The organism is Jannaschia sp. M317 (assembly GCF_025141175.1).
Lineage (GTDB): Bacteria > Pseudomonadota > Alphaproteobacteria > Rhodobacterales > Rhodobacteraceae > Jannaschia.
Map to the genome: position 1 here is coordinate 1,904,395 of NZ_CP081155.1, position 18,415 is coordinate 1,922,809.

Consider the following 18,415-nt stretch of genomic DNA (forward strand, 5'->3'; position numbering starts at 1 on the left):
CGAGGCTAGCCGCCGATCCCCGCCAGGGCCAGCAAGGGTAGCAGTCCCAGCAGCCATCCCAGCACGTCGAGGAAGCCGGTGTCCTCGTCCTCTGCCGCCTGGGCTTCGGCGTCGCGATCCTGTTCCTCGATCTCTTCGACCGAGGGCGGGGCGGTGAAGGGCAGGGGAGAGTCCTCTTGCGCGAAGCCCGGCAGCGGATCCGGCGCTTCTGCATCGTCGTCCTGTTGGTCCTGCGGTGGGGCCGTCGGAGCCGTCGGGGAAGGAGCCACCCCACCCTGGTCGATCTGGCGCATCACGGGCGCGAATTCCTGCGTGGGGCGAAAGTCGGTCAGACGCAGTTCCAGAATCTCTCCGGGGTCGAGCGCGGTCACGATGGTGTTGTTGTCGTAGATTTCTTCGGCAGGGACGTTTTCCACCTCCGGACGCGACTCGATGGATCCGGGGCCCTGTTGCCCGGCGACGCCCAGGATGCTGGCCTTGGCCCGCCCGCCCTCATCGACGATACGCGACAGATCGAAGGACAGCGTTTCGGTCTTGTCGCTGGTCGAGGCGAGGTAGAACACCAGTTCGTTGTCACCGTAGAAGCCGTGTAGTTCAGCGAAGCGGCCCTGAAACTCGGTCTGCCTGTCTCCGGTTCTTGTGAAATCCAGCATGGTCTTGCCCGGCAGTGCGTCGGACATCATCGCGAACATCTGGCCTGCGGGGCTGAACCCGCCGTCTGCGTCATCCGGGCTAAGCGCGTTTTTCGTATTTTGCAGCAGCGGCCAGATATGGGCCTGATCGACGCCGGATTCGACCATGGTTTCAAAGACGTCCAGGACCTCTTTGGCCTGATAGAGGCCAAAGTCAGAGTCCTCGCTCAACCGGGGGTCCGAGGCAGAGACGTTCCATTCGGTGACGTGGATGTCGATGCCGGGGAATTCTTCCTCCCAGCTGCGCTCTATCTGTTTGAGGCCGAAATCGCGTTGGCCCGGCGACACGGAGTCCTTGGAATAGAGGTGCGTCACCACGCCATCCACGGCCTCGGCCTCTGCTGCGCTGTATTCCCGCAGGATCAGGTGGTCGGACACGGCGCGCCAGTTGATGCGCCCATTGGCAAAGGTGACGTCGCGGCCCATGTCCGCGCCGAACCGGTCGTTCAGGTCCTCGAGAACCTCGTCCGGGGGCTGACCCGCGTAGTCGTTGCTGAGGTTGGAAAAGGCAAAGTTCGTGCCTGCCTGCACGATGACGTCGATGCCCGGATCTTCGCCTGTCTGGCCTGCGACAAGGGTCAGCTCATCGTCGATGATCTCGGCCATGCGCGACGACAGGCGACCGTATTCCACCGCCGTCATCTGGCCGCTGCCCCAGTATTCGTTGCCGATCTCGAATGCGGCGACCTCGGCATCGCCGTATTTGCCTGTCGCCACGTCGCGCACGAAACCGCGCAGTTCCGCCTCGTCGAAGGCCGGAAAGCGGTCGCCGTTCTGGTCCGATTGCCGGGACAGGGCGTCACGGGTCGGGATCACGATGGTCGCGGGGTGGTCGCTGTCGCGGGCGTAGTTCATGAACTCCGACAAGGGGACGAAATCGCGCTCGGACCCGTCGTCGTTGGTGACCCGCGCCGCATCCGGGTTGCCGATATCGAACAAGCGTTCCGTCAGGGATCCGCCGGGATAGCGCAAACCCTCGACCCCCAGCCGGTCGATCACCTCCTTGGCATTGTCGTCGCGATTGGCGTGATAGCGGTCGGCAAGGAAATTGCCGCCGAACAGTCCGGCTTCGATCGTCTCGCCTTCAACACGTGGGGTATTGACCAAGGGCATCGCTGACCTCCGGGAGGGGAGGTTCGACGTCTAGTCAGCGACTCTTTCGGGATCCTTTCGAAATTCGAGACAATTCCGTTCAACAGTCGGAAATCATGTCACATTAGATATGGATTGCGCGGATTATTCGGCCGCCGTCGGCAGGTTGCTGTCACTGCTGGGCTTCAGCAGGTGGCTCAGGGGGACGGTCGCCTCGACGACCGTGCCCTGGCCTTGCGTGCCTGCGGAAATCGTGAGCGTTCCGTCCAACTGCTCGATCCGCTCGGCCATGTTGCGCAGGCCCAATCCGGCGCCTGCCTGTGAAATGCCACGCCCGTCGTCTTCGACCCGCAGGCTGGCCCCGTTGCGATGGCCGAAAACCTGGACGGACACCCGGCTGGCCTGGGCGTGCCGTTCCACGTTGGTCAGCGCCTCTTGCGCGATGCGGTAGAGCGCGGTCTTCGATTCGATATCGAGGCGATTACGGAACACGACGGTCCGGAATTCGACCGGCAGGCCCGTGCGCGCGGCGAACGCCTCGCACAGGGATTTCAGCGCGGGCCCCAGTCCCAGATCATCCAGCACACCAGGGCGCAGATCGTGGCTGATCCGGCGGACCTCCGTGATGGCCCCCTGCAACCCTTCGATGGCACTGTCCACCGCGCCCTCGGCCTTTGGATCGCCCTTGGCGGTCAGGCGGCGCGCCAGTTCCAGGCGAAACCGGATGCCGACCAGAATCTGGCTGATGCTGTCGTGCAATTCGCGCGCCACGCGGCCGCGCTCCTCCTCCTGGGTGTCCAGGATGCGCTGGGTCAGCTGTTTCAGCTTCACGTCCGCCAGGCGGCGTTCGCGCACGGTGATGGTAAACCCGCTGACGAAGACCACCAGCAGCGCCGCCAAGGCAATCGCGCCGATCCAGAGAAACTGTTCCTGCACTTGGGCGCGCACATCCGCGCGGGCGCTGGCAGCCTGGGCCAGCACGTCGTCCAGAAAGACCCCCGTGCCGATCGCCCATTTCCAGTCCTGCAAGCCGATCACGTAGGTCATGATCGTGCTTTCCTGCCCCGTCGACGGTTTGCGCCATTGATAGGTGTGATAGCCGGAGCCGGAGCGCGCCAGTTCGATCAACTGGTCCGTCACAGGCACGCCGTCTGCATCTGCCATGCCTGACCAATCGCGCCCGATCAGCCAGGTTTGGCGCGGCGCCACAAGGTTGGTGCCGTCGTAGTCGTAGACGAAAAAGAAACCATCGCTGCCATAGACCATGGCCGACAGGATCTGGGTCACCCGCAGCTTGGCCGCCGCATCATCCGGGGCGGCATTGCCGTAGATCGTGATAAAGGACGTCCGCGCGAGCTGCAGGTAATTGCGCAACTCCCTTCGTTTGGCCTGGATCATCGCCTCTTCGAGGGCCGCGATTTCGCGCTCGGCGGTCCGTTCCGATTGGATGGCGACCAGCACGGAAATACCGCTGACCGCCAGGATCAGCGGCAGGGCCGCCAGCAGCAAAAGCCGTTGGCCATAGGAAAGGCGGGGCAGGCGCATGAAGCGGATTAGACCGGATCGTGACGCGGGGGGCCAGAGGCAGCTTGCGAAAACCGGTTTCGGGGCTGACACCTTTCGCATGGATCAGATCACGATTTCCTGCTGCACCCCGACCGATGCGACAGAGGTTGCCGCCTTGGTCGAACACAACCTGCTTGCCGATCTGGCGCACAGCCAGCCGCAGGCGGTCAACCGGTCACTGGTCCTTGCCGCGCGCGACGGCGCGGGCCGTCTGGTGGGCGGGGCGACAGGAGGAACATCCTATGGGTGGTTGCTGATCAAGACGATCTGGGTGGCCCCGGCGCAGCGCGGGCAAGGCACCGGTCGCGCCCTGATCGCCCGGCTGGAGGCTGCGGGCCGCGCGGTGGGCTGCCATGGCAGCTGGCTCGATACCTCCAGCGAGATGGCGCACGAGTTCTATCAAGGCCTCGGCTACGAGGATTTCGGCGTTCTGGAAAACACGGGCGATGCACGGCCCCTGGGGCACCGCAGATGGTTCATGCGCCGCGCCCTGGGCCAGGGTTCAGACGCTCAGTCAGCATAGGGTCCGCGTGACAGAAGGTCGGGGCGCGGCTAGGCTCGCCCCATCGCGCAGGAGGACGCCATGCCACGCACACTCCGGACGATGTGTCCGATGAACTGCCATCCGACGCTCTGCGGGATGGAGGTCACGGTGGACGGCGATCAGGTGACGATCACGGGCGATGCCAGCAACCCCGACAGCGAGGGCTATCTTTGCATGCGGGGCAAGGCCGCCCACGAGATCCTGGACAACACCGCGCGGCTTTTGCACCCGATGGTCCGCGCCACACGCGACGGCCCGTTCGCGCGCACGTCCTGGGATGCGGTTCTGGACCGAATGGCCGACCACATGCAGTCCGTCGGGCGCGAGGCAGTCGGGTTCTGGCAGGGCCATGGCAACTGGGCCAACGATTATGCCTTTGGGTTGAAACGGTCGCAGATGGACCGGTTCGCCAATCTCTATGGGTGCCAGGTGTGGAACCCCGCGATGATCTGCTGGGGCCTGGGCGCGTTCGGAGCCGGGATCACGGGGGCAATCGAGACCTCCACCAAGGAAGATCTGAGCGCCAATTCGAACCTGGTGATCCTCTGGGCGGCCAACACGGTCAGTCAGGCCAACACGCTCCGCCACGTGGAGCGGGCCAAGCGGCGCGGGGCGCGGATCGTGGTTATCGACGTCCGCCGCACCGAAGCCTCGGCGCTGGCCGATGAGACGGTCCTCGTGCGGCCCGGAACCGATGCAGACCTGGCGCTGGCGATGATGCACGTGATTCTGGACGAGGATCTGTGGGACAGGCAGTTCGTCGAGGCGCATACGATCGGTTTCGACGCCTTGCGCGTGCATCTGCGCGGGATGACCCCGGCCTGGGCCGAGGACCGCACCGGTGTTGCCGCCGACCGTATCCGTGATCTTGCGCGCAGCTATGCGCAGGCCGGGCCGGCGATGATCGTCATGGGCGGCTCGTCCCTGCACAAGGGGGCCAACGGGTGGGCCGCGGCGCGCGCGATTTCGTGCCTGCCGGCTGTCACGGGCAACTATGGGCGCGCGGGCGGCGGGCTTGGCCCGCGCCACGGGGGGCGCAGTCACGGCGTGGGATTTCAGGATCTGTCTGCCGCCGACCAACGCCCACCGGGGCACTACATTCCCAACCAGATGGAAGCGATCCTGCAGGCTTTGGAAAGCGGCGCGGTCAAGGTGTTTGTCTCTGTCGGGTCGAACATGCTGTCGTCCTTTCCCGACACGGCGCGGGTGCGCGCGGCCCTGCGACGCGCGGAGCTTGTGATCGCCTACGACATCTTTCCAAACCAGATGATCCGAGAGGTCGCGGACATCGTCCTGCCCGGGACGATCTGGCTGGAAGAAATCGGCGGCAAGTCGACCAATACGCATCTGCATCTGTGCGACCAGGTTCTGCCTGCCGCAGGCGAGGCCCGCCCGGTTCACGAGGTCTACAAGGGCCTTGCTGCGCGTTTGGGGGTCGCCGACGTCTACCCCTGGCCGGATCAGACGGCTGCAATGGATGCGGCGCTGGACCATCCGGCGACGGGCCATGCCACGGTTGCCTCGATCCGTGCGGCAGGTGGGCGCGTGCCTTTGGCCGTGTCGCACGTCGCCTATCCGACCCATCAGTTCACTACGCCGTCGGGCAAGGTCGAGTTCCTGTCGCAGCGGGCAGGGGACATGGGATTGCCGACCCTGCCGATGCCCAGCACCCCGGACGCAGGCACGGGGTTGATCCTGGCCCATGGCCGGACCTTTGCCCATTTCCATTCCTTCTACGACCACGCCCGCGCCCTTCCGACGCTGGCCGCCCGCGAAGACGCCTCCGACCTGTGGATTTCGCCCGCCGATGCGCAGGCGCGGGGCGTGGCGGATGGTGCCGCGATCGAGTTGTCGAACGCACGCGGCCGGTTTCGGGCACGGGCCAAGGTCACGCCGCGCATCCCCGACGGGACGGTCTGGATGCGCGATGGCTGGCCGGGCCAGAATACCCTGACCGCCAGCGCGGCGGTTTTGCCGGACACAGCGCTGGCCGCATTTCCCTTTTCGGTAGGCCAAAGCACCTACAGCGCCCGGATCGAGGTGGCCCCGTTGCGGACCTAGCCCCCCGACATACAGGTTTTCGGGCCGTCTACGTGTTTTCGGGTATTTGACTCCCCCCCGCCAATCCCTAGGGTCGGCTCACGTTCCGAAAAGGGACAGCTGTTCACGCCGGGAGGGCGTGGCAGCACGAAATCCAATGGGAGGAAGCAATGGACCGCCGTTCATTCCTTAAGAATTCGACCCTCGGTGCCGGTGCCGCCGCCGGTGCCGCCGCTCTGGCCGCACCCGCATATGCGCAGGGCAACCGCACGCTGACGATGGTGACCACCTGGGGCCGTGGCCTTGCCGGTGTGCACGACAGCGCCCAGCGCGTCGCAGACAGCATCACCGCCATGTCCGACGGTGCCCTGACCGTGGACCTCAAGGCCGCGGGCGAGCTCGTCGGTGCGTTCGAGGTGTTCGACGCCGTGACCTCTGGTCAGGCCGACATGTACCACGGCGCCGACTACTATTTCGTCGGTCAGCATCCTGCCTATGCCTATTTCACCGCCGTGCCGTTTGGCATGACGGCGCAGGAACTGGCCAACTGGTACTACCACGCCGGCGGCATGGAGCTGCACGACGAGCTGGGCCAGATCTTCGGTCTGAAGTCCTTCCTCGGCGGCAACACCGGCGCTCAGGCCGGTGGCTGGTTCCGTCAGGAAATCAACGGTCCCGAGGATTTCCAGGGTCTGAAGTTCCGTATGCCCGGCCTTGGCGGTCAGGCGCTGGGCAAGATGGGTGCTTCGGTCCAGAACCTTCCCGGTTCCGAAGTGTACCAGGCGCTGGCCTCCGGCGCGATCGACGGCACCGAGTGGATCGGTCCCTGGGCCGACGAAAAGGCCGGTTTCCAGGAAATCACCAAGACCTACTACACCGCTGGCTTCCATGAGCCGGGTGCCGGTCTGTCGGTGGCCACCAACCGCGACGTCTTCGAGGGCCTGTCCCCCGCGCACCAGAAGATCATCGAGATCGCCTCGGCCGAAGCGCACCAGTGGAACCTGGCACAGTTCCTGGCCAACAACGGTACCGCGCTGCAGCGTCTGCAGTCCGGCGGCGTGACCATCCGCGAATTCCCCGACAGCGTCTGGGATGCCATGGGTGCCGCCAGCCAGGCCGTCGTGGACGAGAACATGGGCGACGAGCTGTTCGCCAAGATCCACAACTCCGCGATGGCTTCGATGTCCGCCTCGTCGAACTGGATCACCCGTTCGGAAGGCACCTACCGCACGCAGCGCGACCGCGTGCGCGGCTGATGCCTTTGGCCCGTCCCCTATCCGGGGGCGGGCCATTCGATAAGGGGCACCGCCGTGCCCCACCTGTCCGAGCAAGCCGGGGGACGCCATGCTCGAAGCCATTTCAGGGTTCTTCACGAACCTCGCGCTCGCTTTCTACAATCTGGGCTATGCGGTGACCCATCCGGGGTCCTGGCTTGCCTGGACCACGTCCTGGGAAACGGTGGAAGACAAGCAAAGCCTCATGCGGCTCGTCTACTATGGGGCCAGCAAAGAGCTGTTCTTCGTTCTGCTGGTCATATTCCTGGGCATCACACTTGCAGGCTGGTTCTTCCGCGACTTCCTCTGGGGGGTCGTTCGCGTGCTGGAAGGCGCGATGAACTGGTTGGGCCGGATCGCCGCCTGGGCCGGGTTGTTCATGGTTCTGCAGCAGATCATGATCGTGTTCCTGCAGCGCATCTTCCGGGTCTCGGAAATCTCCATCGGGCCGTTCGGCACCGTCTTTACCCGCGACCTGTCGTGGTATTCCGAAGAGCTGAAGCTGTATAACGCGATGATCGTCTGTCTTTGCGTGTCCTGGACCTTTATCCAGGGCGGGCACGTGCGGGTCGATCTGGTCTATTCCGCCGTCGGGCATCGCACCAAGCGGGCCATCGACATGGCCGGGGCGCTGCTGTTCATGGTGCCGTCGCTGGTTCTGATCTGGCTGTTCAGCTGGTTCTTCTTCTGGCGTTCGATGATCACGCCCGCGACCTCCGCCTCCGATCAGTTGGACCGCCTGATGCTCAAGGCGCGCGCGGTGCGCTGGAACGTCGAGACCATCGGCTTCAGCCCGAACGGCTTTGACGCCTACTTCCTGTTCAAGGTCCTGATCCTGCTGTTCGCGGCCACCGCCCTGATACAGGCCTGTGCCTTCTTCTGGCGCAGCTGGCTGGAACTGCGGGAAGGCGAGATCAGCGCAGGCCGCTACCTCGACAAAGATATCCTGGGCGACGAAGACGCGGAACGCGTCGCCGAAATCCACTGACTTGATAACTAACCGGGGCCCCGAGGCCCCAGCGTGGGGGACGCGCAGATGCCATTTGGTTTGGACGGGGTCGAAGTCGGCCTGATCATCGTTTTCCTTTGCCTGTTCGGCGGGATCATGTCGGGCTTTCCGGTGGCGTTCGCCATTGCCGGGGCAGGGGTCATCAGCTTTGGCATCATCGCCGCGCTCGACAGTGCGGGCATCTTGCTGCATGCGGCCATCGACACAGCATCGGCGGATTACGCCGGGTTGATCGCCGAGGGCGTGCGACGCGACGCCATCTCCATCTTCCGCTACCCGGACCTTCCGCGCATCACCGAGCCGCTCTTCCCCGGTGGCTGGGAACAGGCGCTGGATCGCAATATCTCCTTCATCGTGAACCGCATGAACGAGCGCGTCATCGCGGGTGCCTCCATCGAGACGCTGCTGGCCGTTCTGATGTTCGTGATGATGGGGATCACGCTGGAGCGGTCCAAGATCGCCAACGATCTGCTGACCACCATGGCAAGGGTGTTCGGCCCGCTGCCGGGCGGCCTGGCCGTGTCCATCGTGATTGTGGGCGCTTTCCTGGCCGCCTCGACCGGGATCGTGGGCGCAACCGTTGTAACCATGGGCCTGCTGGCGTTGCCGACGATGTTGCGCAACGGCTATTCGCCCGAGCTGTCGACCGGCGTGATCGCGGCCTCCGGTACCCTGGGGCAGATCATCCCGCCGTCGATCGTCATCGTGCTTTTGGGAACCTTGGCGGGCGACATCTATTCCACCGCTCAGGAGAACCGTGCGCAACTTGTCGGATGCTCCGACGCGTTGACCTATCTGGGCGAGCCTGCCGTGGTGTCTGTCGGCACGTTGTTCCAGGCCGCGTTGCTGCCCGGTATCCTGCTCGCGTTCCTTTACGGGGCCTATGCGTTCGGCTTCGCGTTGTTGAACCCGGCCAAGGCGCCGCCGGTTCAGTTCGCCGAGGGCAGCGGATCGGTCACCACCAAGGGCGACGCCCTGACCTGGTTCCTGGGCGTGCCCGTCGCCTTGATCGTCGGTGCGGTCATGCTGGGGCAGCTGGGCGTCATCGGGTCGCAGAACGTTCAGGTCAGCAGCTATTCCGATGCCGGGGCCACGGCCTCCTTGCGGACCAGTGTTTCGCCTGACTGTCAGGCGGCGATGATCGACCTGCATGGCCAGGAGGCCTGGGACACGGCCGTCAGCGAACAGGCTGCTATCGACGATGCCGGTGGCGTGCAACTGGCGCAGGAACGAACGGCAGAGCAGCTGGACGTCGCCCGTGCCGAGGCGCTTGCCAACGCGGCACCCATCGGGACCGGCATTGCCATTCTCTTTGTCGGTCTGGCGCTGGTTCTGGCGACCGCCCGCGGGGTCAACCCGCTGGCCGATGAGAAGCCGTTGCTGATCGGGGCAGGGGGCGTGTTGCTGGCCTTTGTCATCGACTGGCTCTTGATCGCGCCCACCACCTCCTCCGGCGTGACCTTCGTTCTGATGGCCATTCCGTTGGCGATCACGCTGTACGGCGTCTGGCCCGCCTTCGAGAGGCTCGCGCAGAACGAGCTGCTGCGCGTGGTGTTCCCGCCGCTGGTCTTGATCGTCGCCGTTCTGGGGTCGATCCTGGGCGGCATCACCAACCCGACGCCCGCCGCGGCCCTGGGGGCCGGCGGGGCCATCATGCTGGCCGCCTATCGCAAGCTGGCGGAAGAGGACGGCAAGAAGGGCTCGATCATCCTGCTCGCCTCGCTGGCTTTGGTGGTGATGTTGCTGTTCGGGATCAACTTCGATCTGCGCACTGGATTGGAGACGACGACCGCAGCCGATGTCATCGCCAATTTGATCGCCCAGGCAGCCTATCACTTTGCCTTCATCGGACTGCTCTATGGCTGCTGGGTGCTGTTCCGCACTGGCGTTCTGGGCCCCGTCGTGCGGGAAACGGCCAAGGTGACATCGATGGTCTTTACCATCCTCATCGGATCGCAGCTGTTGAACCTGGTGCTGATTTCGTTTGGCGGCGAACACTACATTCAGGATTTCCTGCGCAGCTTCGACAATGAGCTGAAGGTTTTCCTGATCGTGATGCTCGTGCTGTTCATCCTGGGCTTCGTCCTCGACTTCCTGGAGATCATCTACATCGTCATCCCGATCGTGGGTCCGGTCATCTACGGCGGCACCTTCGATCCGAAGTGGGTGACGATCATGATCGCGGTGAACCTGCAGACCTCCTTCCTGACGCCGCCCTTTGGCTTTGCGCTTTTCTACCTGCGCGGCGTCGCCCCGAAGGAGGTCACGACCGGGCACATCTACCGCGGGGTCATTCCCTTCGTTCTGATTCAGGTCGCCGGTTTGGCCTTGCTGTGGTGGGTGCCCTCAATTGTGACGATCGTGCCCAATTTGCTGCCCTGACGGCGTCGCAGCGTTATTCGGACCCGATGAAACGGCCCTGGTTCTTTGGAATCGGGGCCGTTTCCACATCGGCAGCAGGCAAAAAGGTCGTGTCCCGCCGTGCCAATGCAGAAAATTCGCGGTTTCTTGCGTCAGCCCCGCTTACTAACGATTTCTTAAGGATTCATGGGGATGTTCGGGTCAGTTCGGATCTTTGCGGGACATCAGTCGGTCCCTCGAAATGGGTTCAGGCCAAAGTTTTCGTGATTTCGGACGGAAATGTGGCAGGTTGGCCCAACTTCGGTCCCGATCCGGGTGGATAAGGTGTTTGTCACCAAGTTGCGGAGAGAAGAGCCATGACCCAGAAAACCACCCTCGTCATCAAGATGGTCGTCGCTTCCGTTCTCATCTCCGAGGCTTTGGGAACAGGCGCTGCCATGGCAAACGTCGGCAACGGGCCGTTCTTCGGCACTGGACTTGGCCTGACGTCCGAAGGGTCCTTCCTCTACGGCTTCTGGATGCTCAATGCCGCGCTTGCGATTTTCACCGGACTGCGCAGCCGTCCGATGCTGCTTCTGATCATGGGCTTCGCTGTCAACGGCCTGATCATCGGTGGCGGTTTCGGCTGGGCGATGGTTGCAGTCGGGTCCATGGCTCTGGCGATGGTTCTGCCGATGGTGATGCGCGGCCAGTTCGAAGATGACGATCACGGTCTGCACGCTCAGGCCGGCTGATAGCCCGTCCGACGCCTTTCAAGGCGTCGCGGTCCTTCCCCTCTGCGGTTTGGCGGTCTAGGTAGACCCGGAACAGACAGTAGGGAGAGCGGCAATGGCCGACATCAAGGACCCCGAGAACACCATTCTCATCGAACTCAAGGACGGCACAGTGGCCATCGAGTTGCTGGCCGATGTGGCCCCGGGCCACGCAGACCGCATGAAAGAACTGGCACGCGAAGGTGCCTATGACGGCGTCGTCTTCCACCGCGTGATCGAAGGTTTCATGGCGCAGACCGGCGATGTGGAGCACGGCAAAGATGGCGGGAACACTGCCCGCGCTGGCACCGGTGGTTCTGACAAGCCTGACCTGAAAGCCGAGTTTTCCGGCGTGCCGCACGACCGCGGCACCCTGGGCGCGGCCCGGTCGGCCAACCCCGATTCAGCCAACAGCCAGTTCTTCATCAACTTTGCCGACAATCATTTCCTGAACCGCCAGTACACGGTCTATGGCCGCGTCATTTCGGGGATGGAGCACGTCGACAAGATCACCCGTGGCGAGCCGCCTGCAAACCCGGACAAGATGATCTCCGTCAAAGTGGCTGCCGATGCGTAAGGCGGCCCTGACGTTCGCCCTGTTGGCTGCGGGCGGATCCGCACAAGCCACGGGTCTGGAAATCGACGTCGCCGGTGAGGCCAACGGCACGATCACCATCGACTTGCTGGAAGACGTGGCCCCCAGGCATGTGGAGCAGATCACCGCCCTGGCGGAGGCCGGAGCCTATGATGGCGTCGTCTTCCACCGTGTGATCGACGGCTTCATGGCGCAGACGGGGGACGTGCAGCACGGCCGGGTCGGTGGCAACATGTCGCTCGCCGGGACCGGCGGCAGCGATCGCGATGACCTGGCGGCGGAATTCTCGGACGTTTCGTTCGACCGGGGCGTGGTCGGCATGGCCCGGTCTTCGAACCCGAACTCGGCCAACAGCCAGTTCTTCATCATGTTCGCCCCGGCCCCCCACCTGAACGGCCAGTACACGGTCGTTGGCCGGGTGACTGACGGGCTGGACGTGCTGGATGCGATCAAGCTGGGTACCGGTGGCAATGGTGCCGTCGTCGGGCAGCCCGACCTCATGCAGGATGTGCGCGTGACGGACTGACCGCTCGCGCCGATGTGACTCGGACGTGATCCAAAGGGTGCGCTAAGCTTGGCCATGCGCGCCCTTTTTCTTGCCCTGACCCTTGCCCTTGTGCCGACACTCGCACTCGCTGATCCGACCTTTTGGCGTGTGGAATGGCCGAACACCGATTTCAGTCGCTCAAGTGTCGACTATGCCGAAGTCCTGTCCGGCGGTCCGCCCAAGGATGGCATCCCGGCCATCGACGGCCCCACTTTCGGTCCGGTCGCGGGCAAGCGCGGCCTCGACCCACGTGAACCGGTCATCGCACTCGAGTTGTCTGGCGCGACACCGCGCGCCTATCCGATCCGCTACCTGACCTGGCATGAAATCGTGAACGACGACGTCGGCGGCCTGCCCGTGGCGGTGACTTTCTGCCCGTTGTGCAATTCCGCGATCACCTTTGACAGGCGCGTGGATGGGCGCGTTCTGTCGTTCGGGGTTTCTGGCAAACTGCGCCACTCGGATATGATCATGTACGATCGTCAGACCGAAAGCTGGTGGCAGCAAGCTGTGGGTCAGGGGATCGTGGGCGAGTTGATGGGCGCCGAGTTGACCATGCTGCCTTCGTGGATGGAGCCTTGGTCTGCCTTCGCCGCGCGAAATCCCGATGGGCTGGTGATGGATCAGCCGCCGTTGCGACGCGACTACGGGCGCAATCCCTATGTGAATTACGACAGCAGCCGCTGGCCGTTTCTCTATCGGGGGGAAACGCCGCCCCATAATATTGAACCGCTGGCTCGGATCGTGCGCGTGGGCGACCGCGCCTGGCCGCTTGCCCGGTTGGCAGTGGCAGGGCAATTGAATGAGGCTGGACTGACGATCCACTGGGCGTCTGGGCAGTCGTCCGCATTGGATCGCGCGGAAATTGGCGCCGGGCGCGATATCGGCCATATTCGCGTGCGGGACGCGGACGGGCGCGACGTCGTGCACGATGTGATGTTCGCCTTTGCCTTCCATGCCTTCCATCCAGATGGGACCTGGATGATCGACTGAAACGAGAAAGGCCGCCCCGGTCGGGACGGCCTGTATCGTCTAGCTGGACCGCGTCAGTCAGAAACTGCAGGCGCGGTGATCGAGGGGCTTTCGACCACGTCGGCCTCGCCCGTTCCGACCGGTTCGGCCAGCGAGGTGACGTAGACGAAAATCAGAATGCCTGCGAAAACAACACCGGCACCGATCCCGATAAGGGGTCCGGCGTGGCGTTTTTTCTGGCGGTCAAGGTTGGTGTCGGGAGCGCTCATGGCGGTCCTCCTGTGGTTGGTGCGGTGTTTCTCTTCAGGGGAACAACCCGCACCCTCCGCAGTCGGTTCCGTCAGTCATCCAACCGAATGAGAGCATGGCGTTTTCGACCGGCCGACAATTTGACCGGCGCGGCAAAGTCACCGTCGCGCAGCACAAGGCCAGGATCGGTCACCGCCTCATCATCGCGCCGCGCGCCCCCCTCGGCGATCAGGCGCTTGGCCTCTTTGCCGGATTTGGCCAGGCCCGCGCGCACGAACAGCTGAACGATGGATACGCCTTCGGCTGCTTCTGCCGCGGTGATCGTCGCGGTGGGCAGATCGTCGCCTGCGCCGCCCTTCTCGAACACTTCGCGTGCCGTTGCCTCTGCTGCTGCGGCGGCGTCGGCACCATGCAGCAGGGTGGTCACCTCGTTGGCCAGCAGGATCTTGGCGGCGTTGATTTCAGACCCTTCCAACGCACCCAGACGGTCGCATTCGTCGATGGACAGCTCGGTAAAGAGTTTCAGGAACTTGCCCGTGTCGGCATCCGTGGTGTTGCGCCAGAACTGCCAGAATTCGTAAGGTGACAGCATGTCGCCGTTCAGCCAGACGGCACCGTTCGCGCTCTTGCCCATCTTGCGGCCGTCAGATGTGGTCAGCAGCGGGGTGGTCAGGCCGTAGATCTCATGATCCAAAACGCGCCGGGTCAGGTCGATCCCGTTGACGATGTTGCCCCATTGATCCGACCCGCCCATTTGCAGCAGGCAGCCGTAGCGGCGGTTCAGCTCCAGGAAGTCATAGGCCTGAAGGATCATGTAGTTGAATTCCAGGAAGCTCAGCGATTGTTCCCGGTCCAGACGCGACTTGACGGATTCAAAGGACAGCATCCGATTGACGCTGAAATGCCGCCCGATGTCCCTCAGAAAGTCGAGGTAGTTCAGGCCGTCCAGCCATTCCGCGTTATTGAGCATGATCGCATCGGTCGCGCCATCACCATAGCTGAGGTATTTGGCAAAGACCTGCTGCATCCCGTTGATGTTGGCATCGATCGCTGCCGCATTCAGCAGGGGGCGTTCATCGGATCGAAAGGACGGGTCCCCGACCTTGGTCGTGCCGCCGCCCATCAGGGTGATCGGCTTGCCGCCGGTCTTCTGGAACCAGCGCAGGACCATGATGTTCATCAGATGACCGACGTGCAACGACTTGGCCGTCGCGTCATACCCGATATAGGCGGGGACCACTCCGGCCAGCAGGGCATCGTCCAGCGACTGATAATCGGTGCAGTCGGCCAGGAAGCCGCGCTCCATCATCACACGCAGAAAGTCGGATTTGGGGTGGTAGGTCATCGGTTTTCCGGTCCATCTATCAGCGCACCCGCCATAGAGGATGCACTTGCGAAGGGGAAGGGACATGCAGCCGATCCGTGCCTTGGGTGCCATGTCCGGCACCTCTCTGGATGGTGTGGACGCCGCCGAGATCTGGACCGATGGCGTGACCATCGACGGGTTCGGCGACAACGACTATCGCCCCTATTCCGACGCAGAGCAGGCGACGATCCGTACCGCTTTGGGCCGTTGGCAAGGTGAACCGGACGTCGCCGAGGCCGCCGAAATCGTCGAGACGGCCCACGCCCGCCTGCTGGCCCGGTTCGACAAGGCGCAGGTGATCGGTTTTCACGGGCAGACGTTGGCCCATGATCCGGCAAACCGACGCACCCATCAGGCCGGCGACGGCGATCTGCTGGCCGAGGTCCTGGGCAAACCGGTCGTCTGGGATTTCCGGACTGCCGATGTGCGCTTGGGCGGCGAAGGCGCCCCGCTCGCCCCGATTTTCCACCACGCCTGCGCGCGGTGGATGGGGGCCACGGCACCCGTGGCCTTTCTCAACCTCGGAGGCGTCGGCAACCTGACCTGGGCCGATCCGACCCGCGCGCCGGACGAGGCAGGTGCCCTTTTGGCCTTTGACACCGGGCCCGCGAATGCGCCGATCAACGATCTCTGCATGGACTGGCTTGGACAGCCGTTCGACCGGGACGGAGAACTGGCCCGCGAGGGCGCGGTGCACGGGGACCTGGTGGCCCAGGTCATGCAGCATCCCTATTTCTTCCGCATGCCGCCAAAATCGCTGGACCGGGATGCCTTCAGCGGGGTCGTGGCGGAGTTCGACGCGCTGCCGCCCAGTCATGCGGCGGCGACCTGGGTTGCGGTGATTGCAGCCTCTGTCGCCCATGGGTTGGCGCAGGTGCCGACCCGGCCCGACCGCCTGTTGGTGTGCGGTGGTGGGCGGCACAATCCGGCGATCATGGCCGCGCTGTCCCAGGCGTTGCCCTGCGATGTGGCCCCGGTCGAGGCCGTCGGATTGAACGGCGACATGCTCGAGGCGCAGGCCTTTGCCTATCTCGCCGTTCGCGTGCTGCGCGGATTGCCGACATCGTTTCCCGGCACCACCGGCGTAGCGGCGCAGGTCGGGGGTGGTCAGGTCAGTGGGGACCGCACAGCGCTGGACAGCTTCGTCTCAGGCGCTAGACAGGACCCGAGACGCCGGGTAAGACACCCCCGTTAGCGCTAACATCGGGCTATTGGAAGGACTCGACATGGTCTCCAGAACGATCCCTGTGGACACCTTTGACCTCATTCTCTTTGGGGCAACGGGGGACCTTGCGGCGCGCAAGATTCTGCCGTCGCTCTATCGACGCTTTGTCGCGGGGCAGATGCCGGACGATGCGCGGGTCATCGGTGCGGCCCGGTCCGACATGGACGACAAGGCCTTTCGCAAATTGGTGGCCAAGGCCCTGTCGACGTATGTGGCGGAGTCCAAGCGCGACAAGAAAACGATCGACGCCTTTCTGGCGCAGTGCAGCTATATCGCCGTGGACGCCATGGGCGACGGCGGCTGGGCAGAGCTGAAGGCCAGCGTGCGCGATGAGGTGGTCAAGGCATTCTATTTCTCTGTCGCACCCAGCCTGTTCGGCCCTCTCGCCGAACGCCTTCGGTCCAACGGCATTGCCTGCGAGAATTCCCGCCTTGTGGTCGAAAAACCCTTTGGCACCGACCTGGCCACCGCCAAAAAGCTGAACGCGGATCTGGCCGCCAGCTTTGACGAGACGCAGATCTACCGGATCGATCATTTTCTGGGCAAGGAAACCGTCCAGAACCTGATGGCGGTTCGCTTTTCCAACGTGCTGTTCGAGCCGCTCTGGAACGAGCGGTATATCGACCATGTCCAGATCACAGTGGCAGAACCCATGGGGGTCGGTGGGCGTGGGGGGTATTATGACACCTCGGGCGCGATGCGCGACATGGTGCAGAACCACCTGATGCAACTGCTGTGCCTGACCGCGATGGAGCCGCCGGCGACGTTCGATCCTGACCGTTTGCGCGATGAAAAGCTGAAGGTCATTCGCGCGTTGGATCCGATTGGGCCAAAAGACATCGTGCGCGGGCAGTACAAGGCCACGGACACGGCCCCCTCTTACATCGAGGATGCCGAGAACCCCGACAGCAAGACGGAAAGCTTCGTCGCGATGAAGATCGGGATTTCCAACTGGCGATGGAAGCATACGCCCTTTTATCTGCGCACCGGCAAGCGGATGACCAAGCGCCTGTCCGAGATCGTCGTGCAGTTCAAGGAAACCCCGCATTCCATCTTTGAGCGCGACGAGGAGTCGAAGGCGAATACTCTGACGATCCGTCTGCAGCCCGACGAAGGCATGGACCTGTCTGTCACCATCAAGGAGCCGGGGCCCGGCGGCATGCGACTGGTGAACGTGCCCCTGGACATGACCTTTGCCGATGCTCTTGGCCCCAACGGCGAAGAGATCCCCGATGCCTATGAGCGTCTGATCATGGACGTGATCCGGGGCAATCAGACGCTGTTCATGCGCGGTGACGAGGTCGAGGCGGCCTGGGCCTGGACCGATCCCATCATCGAGGCCTGGACCGAACGCGGTGACAGGCCACATCCTTACACGCAGGGGTCCAGCGGCCCGGAGGAGGCGCTGGCGCTCATGCACCGCGATGGCCGCCGCTGGCGCGACCTTGGGGAGGAATGAATGCAGCTGATTGAATACCCCGATCGGGAACTGCTGGCGATGTCGCTGGCCGATGCCTTGGCGTCCGCATTGAAGAACTGCCTTATGGTTCACGACCACGCCAGTTTCTGCGTGCCCGGCGGCACGTCCCCGGGTGAGACATTCTCGGCGCTGTCCGGCACGCGGTTGGACTGGGATCGGGTGCATGTTTTCCTCAACGACGAACGCTGGGTGCCAGAGGGGCACGCCCGGTCGAACACCAGCCTGCTGAAGCGGACGCTGCTGACGGACAAGGCTTCGCAGGCCGTGCACGTGCCCCTTGTCAACGATGCCGCAACACCGGAGGAGGGGATCCCCGCGTTGGAGAAAGGGTTCGACGGCAAGTTGCCGATTGCCCTGCTGCTGCTGGGCATGGGGGCAGACATGCACACCGCCAGCCTGTTCCCGGGCGCAGACCGTCTGACAGAGGCCATGGCCCCCGACGCGCCGATCCTGCTGCCGATGCGGGCCGAGGGTGCCGGAGAGCCGCGCGTGACGCTGTCGCGCCGGGTGTTGGCGGACGCGATGGAAACCCACATCCTGATCATGGGCGACGAGAAACGCGCGGTACTTGACCAGGCGGGTGCTATGGACCCGATGGAGGCCCCGATCGCGGCCTTTCTGAGTAACGCAACCGTCCACTGGGCGGCCTGA

General features: G+C 63.9%; 16 protein-coding genes. 12 read left to right on the forward strand and 4 right to left on the reverse strand.

Annotated features, from left to right (window positions below; translation table 11 throughout):
- Nucleotides 1-5: 5 nt before the first annotated feature.
- Both K3551_RS09860 and K3551_RS09865 read right to left on the reverse strand, forming a co-directional pair.
- Entirely contained in the window at nucleotides 6-1,805 is a 1,800-nt protein-coding gene (locus K3551_RS09860) for a hypothetical protein (protein ID WP_259912872.1), read from the reverse strand.
- Nucleotides 1,806-1,928: 123 nt separating this feature from the next.
- On the reverse strand, nucleotides 1,929-3,329 hold the full coding sequence (locus K3551_RS09865) for a cache domain-containing protein (protein WP_259912873.1): 1,401 nt from the start codon (nucleotides 3,327-3,329) through the stop codon (nucleotides 1,929-1,931).
- On the opposite strand from K3551_RS09865, the gene K3551_RS09870 reads away from it, so the two are divergent.
- The 9 genes from K3551_RS09870 (at nucleotide 3,328) to K3551_RS09910 (ending at nucleotide 13,465) form a co-directional block, all read left to right on the forward strand.
- Nucleotides 3,328-3,873: a GNAT family N-acetyltransferase gene (locus tag K3551_RS09870; RefSeq protein WP_259912874.1), complete on the forward strand. Its 546-nt coding sequence runs from the start codon at nucleotides 3,328-3,330 to the stop codon at nucleotides 3,871-3,873. The genes K3551_RS09865 and K3551_RS09870 overlap by 2 nt on opposite strands.
- 60 nt (nucleotides 3,874-3,933) lie before the next feature.
- Nucleotides 3,934-5,955: a molybdopterin-dependent oxidoreductase gene (locus tag K3551_RS09875; RefSeq protein ID WP_259912875.1), complete on the forward strand. Its 2,022-nt coding sequence runs from the start codon at nucleotides 3,934-3,936 to the stop codon at nucleotides 5,953-5,955.
- 149 nt (nucleotides 5,956-6,104) lie between these two features.
- Complete coding sequence (locus tag K3551_RS09880) at nucleotides 6,105-7,190, forward strand: TRAP transporter substrate-binding protein (RefSeq protein WP_259912876.1); 1,086 nt, start codon at nucleotides 6,105-6,107, stop codon at nucleotides 7,188-7,190.
- Nucleotides 7,191-7,278: 88 nt separating this feature from the next.
- The gene (locus K3551_RS09885) at nucleotides 7,279-8,196 is read left to right on the forward strand and encodes a TRAP transporter small permease subunit (protein WP_259912878.1); all 918 of its coding nucleotides are present in this window, start codon (nucleotides 7,279-7,281) and stop codon (nucleotides 8,194-8,196) included.
- 48 nt (nucleotides 8,197-8,244) lie between these two features.
- Nucleotides 8,245-10,599 carry a TRAP transporter large permease subunit gene (locus K3551_RS09890; protein ID WP_259912879.1) on the forward strand — a complete coding sequence of 785 codons (2,355 nt, stop codon included), beginning with the start codon at nucleotides 8,245-8,247 and terminating at the stop codon, nucleotides 10,597-10,599.
- Nucleotides 10,600-10,934: 335 nt separating this feature from the next.
- Nucleotides 10,935-11,312, forward strand: a complete 378-nt coding sequence (locus tag K3551_RS09895; protein WP_259912880.1) for a hypothetical protein — start codon at nucleotides 10,935-10,937, stop codon at nucleotides 11,310-11,312.
- A gap of 94 nt (nucleotides 11,313-11,406) precedes the next feature.
- Nucleotides 11,407-11,907, forward strand: a complete 501-nt coding sequence (locus K3551_RS09900; protein ID WP_259912881.1) for a peptidylprolyl isomerase — start codon at nucleotides 11,407-11,409, stop codon at nucleotides 11,905-11,907.
- A complete protein-coding gene (locus K3551_RS09905) occupies nucleotides 11,900-12,451 on the forward strand; it encodes a peptidylprolyl isomerase (protein ID WP_259912882.1) in 552 nt (183 codons plus the stop codon). The genes K3551_RS09900 and K3551_RS09905 overlap by 8 nt, the downstream gene beginning before the upstream one ends.
- A 54-nt stretch (nucleotides 12,452-12,505) precedes the next feature.
- Nucleotides 12,506-13,465, forward strand: a complete 960-nt coding sequence (locus tag K3551_RS09910) for a DUF3179 domain-containing protein (protein WP_259912883.1) — start codon at nucleotides 12,506-12,508, stop codon at nucleotides 13,463-13,465.
- A gap of 53 nt (nucleotides 13,466-13,518) precedes the next feature.
- Here the strand turns inward: K3551_RS09910 and K3551_RS09915 are convergent, their stop codons facing one another.
- On the reverse strand, nucleotides 13,519-13,713 hold the full coding sequence (locus K3551_RS09915) for a hypothetical protein (protein ID WP_259912884.1): 195 nt from the start codon (nucleotides 13,711-13,713) through the stop codon (nucleotides 13,519-13,521).
- A 71-nt stretch (nucleotides 13,714-13,784) separates the two neighbouring features.
- Nucleotides 13,785-15,038, reverse strand: a complete 1,254-nt coding sequence (gene tyrS, locus K3551_RS09920; protein ID WP_259912885.1) for a tyrosine--tRNA ligase — start codon at nucleotides 15,036-15,038, stop codon at nucleotides 13,785-13,787.
- A 64-nt stretch (nucleotides 15,039-15,102) separates the two neighbouring features.
- On the opposite strand from tyrS, the gene K3551_RS09925 reads away from it, so the two are divergent.
- The 3 genes from K3551_RS09925 to pgl are packed head-to-tail and all read left to right on the forward strand — an operon-like array spanning nucleotide 15,103 to nucleotide 18,415.
- The gene (locus K3551_RS09925) at nucleotides 15,103-16,254 is read left to right on the forward strand and encodes an anhydro-N-acetylmuramic acid kinase (RefSeq protein WP_259912886.1); all 1,152 of its coding nucleotides are present in this window, start codon (nucleotides 15,103-15,105) and stop codon (nucleotides 16,252-16,254) included.
- Nucleotides 16,255-16,285: 31 nt separating this feature from the next.
- Entirely contained in the window at nucleotides 16,286-17,743 is a 1,458-nt protein-coding gene (zwf, locus tag K3551_RS09930; protein WP_259912887.1) for a glucose-6-phosphate dehydrogenase, read from the forward strand.
- Nucleotides 17,744-18,415: a 6-phosphogluconolactonase gene (pgl, locus tag K3551_RS09935; RefSeq protein ID WP_259912888.1), complete on the forward strand. Its 672-nt coding sequence runs from the start codon at nucleotides 17,744-17,746 to the stop codon at nucleotides 18,413-18,415.

What these genes read in the sequence shown, in the direction of transcription:
- pgl (WP_259912888.1), top strand. Translation starts at nt 17,744, where the DNA reads ATGCAGCTGATTGAATACCCCGATCGGGAACTGCTGGCGATGTCGCTG.
- K3551_RS09890 (WP_259912879.1), top strand. Translation starts at nt 8,245, where the DNA reads ATGCCATTTGGTTTGGACGGGGTCGAAGTCGGCCTGATCATCGTTTTC.
- K3551_RS09870 (WP_259912874.1), top strand. Translation starts at nt 3,328, where the DNA reads ATGAAGCGGATTAGACCGGATCGTGACGCGGGGGGCCAGAGGCAGCTT.
- K3551_RS09925 (WP_259912886.1), top strand. Translation starts at nt 15,103, where the DNA reads ATGCAGCCGATCCGTGCCTTGGGTGCCATGTCCGGCACCTCTCTGGAT.
- K3551_RS09915 (WP_259912884.1), bottom strand. Translation starts at nt 13,713, where the DNA reads ATGAGCGCTCCCGACACCAACCTTGACCGCCAGAAAAAACGCCACGCC.
- K3551_RS09875 (WP_259912875.1), top strand. Translation starts at nt 3,934, where the DNA reads ATGCCACGCACACTCCGGACGATGTGTCCGATGAACTGCCATCCGACG.
- K3551_RS09900 (WP_259912881.1), top strand. Translation starts at nt 11,407, where the DNA reads ATGGCCGACATCAAGGACCCCGAGAACACCATTCTCATCGAACTCAAG.
- tyrS (WP_259912885.1), bottom strand. Translation starts at nt 15,038, where the DNA reads ATGACCTACCACCCCAAATCCGACTTTCTGCGTGTGATGATGGAGCGC.
- K3551_RS09865 (WP_259912873.1), bottom strand. Translation starts at nt 3,329, where the DNA reads ATGCGCCTGCCCCGCCTTTCCTATGGCCAACGGCTTTTGCTGCTGGCG.
- K3551_RS09860 (WP_259912872.1), bottom strand. Translation starts at nt 1,805, where the DNA reads ATGCCCTTGGTCAATACCCCACGTGTTGAAGGCGAGACGATCGAAGCC.
- K3551_RS09895 (WP_259912880.1), top strand. Translation starts at nt 10,935, where the DNA reads ATGACCCAGAAAACCACCCTCGTCATCAAGATGGTCGTCGCTTCCGTT.
- K3551_RS09905 (WP_259912882.1), top strand. Translation starts at nt 11,900, where the DNA reads ATGCGTAAGGCGGCCCTGACGTTCGCCCTGTTGGCTGCGGGCGGATCC.
- K3551_RS09910 (WP_259912883.1), top strand. Translation starts at nt 12,506, where the DNA reads ATGCGCGCCCTTTTTCTTGCCCTGACCCTTGCCCTTGTGCCGACACTC.
- zwf (WP_259912887.1), top strand. Translation starts at nt 16,286, where the DNA reads ATGGTCTCCAGAACGATCCCTGTGGACACCTTTGACCTCATTCTCTTT.
- K3551_RS09885 (WP_259912878.1), top strand. Translation starts at nt 7,279, where the DNA reads ATGCTCGAAGCCATTTCAGGGTTCTTCACGAACCTCGCGCTCGCTTTC.
- K3551_RS09880 (WP_259912876.1), top strand. Translation starts at nt 6,105, where the DNA reads ATGGACCGCCGTTCATTCCTTAAGAATTCGACCCTCGGTGCCGGTGCC.